Genomic DNA, 905 nt, shown 5'->3' with positions numbered 1-905 from the left:
ACACAGAATCAATCACAAGATTCTATAGATTCTATGCACGATTCTCACAACACTCAAGGACAGCCTATCATCTATCTACTTAATTGTGAAAATAGAAAAACCTATCCAATAGCCTTGCAGGCAAATACAGATACTAATGGTAATATCATACAAGATAAGGCAGACAATACTAGCTATAATGCTATCCTAAGCACAGAGCTTAACCTTGATATGAAAGCTACTACTAAACTCATACTCTCTTGTAATGACTTAGTAGCACAACATTACTCCACCTATGATATACACAAGATAACAGGTGTAGGTATAGTATCAGTAAATTATGACCTTAAGCAAAAAGCCAAAAAAGGCGAAAGCATTATTTATAAGAATGTCTTACAACTCAAGCAAACCACCACACTAGATGAAATGATAACTAACACAGATTCTATCCTCGAAGTAAAGATACACAACACACAAAAGCCTTTAAAAATAGATACTACCTTAGAGTGTGAAGCACTCTATTATGGATACAAACTCATTCAATGGGCATATATGATACTCCCTACTAAAGAATATAATCCAAACAAGACAAAACTACAAAAAGATATAGATTATTATGAACTCCCAAGTGATACCTACAAAGGAAATATCATTTCATTTAATCCTAAAGAATATTTACAATCAAAAGAGAATACAAGAGATACACAAACACATCAATCATCAACTACACACATAAGCCAAGCAAACAATACACAAGAAAGCATTACTACACCAAACTCTCAAAACGCAAATAACAACATAAGCAATACTACACAAACTAACACGAATACACAAATCACACAACAAACACATCAATCCACGCAATTAGCTAAACTGCTAAGTGGAGAATATACTCTTATACTCTTTGCCTACCAAAAGACACCAGC

Annotated in this window: 1 pseudogene; it reads left to right on the top strand. The window is 33.5% G+C overall.

Features of this window, described 5'->3' with window-relative positions:
- Window positions 1-905, top strand: a pseudogene (locus C6H17_RS11810) (TIGR02594 family protein); the annotation flags it as partial.

The organism is Helicobacter rappini, assembly GCF_900198625.1.
Taxonomy (GTDB): Bacteria; Campylobacterota; Campylobacteria; order Campylobacterales; family Helicobacteraceae; genus Helicobacter_A; species Helicobacter_A rappini.
The sequence above is the reverse complement of the archived record's forward strand: the minus strand, read 5'-3'. Positions and strand labels throughout refer to the sequence as shown.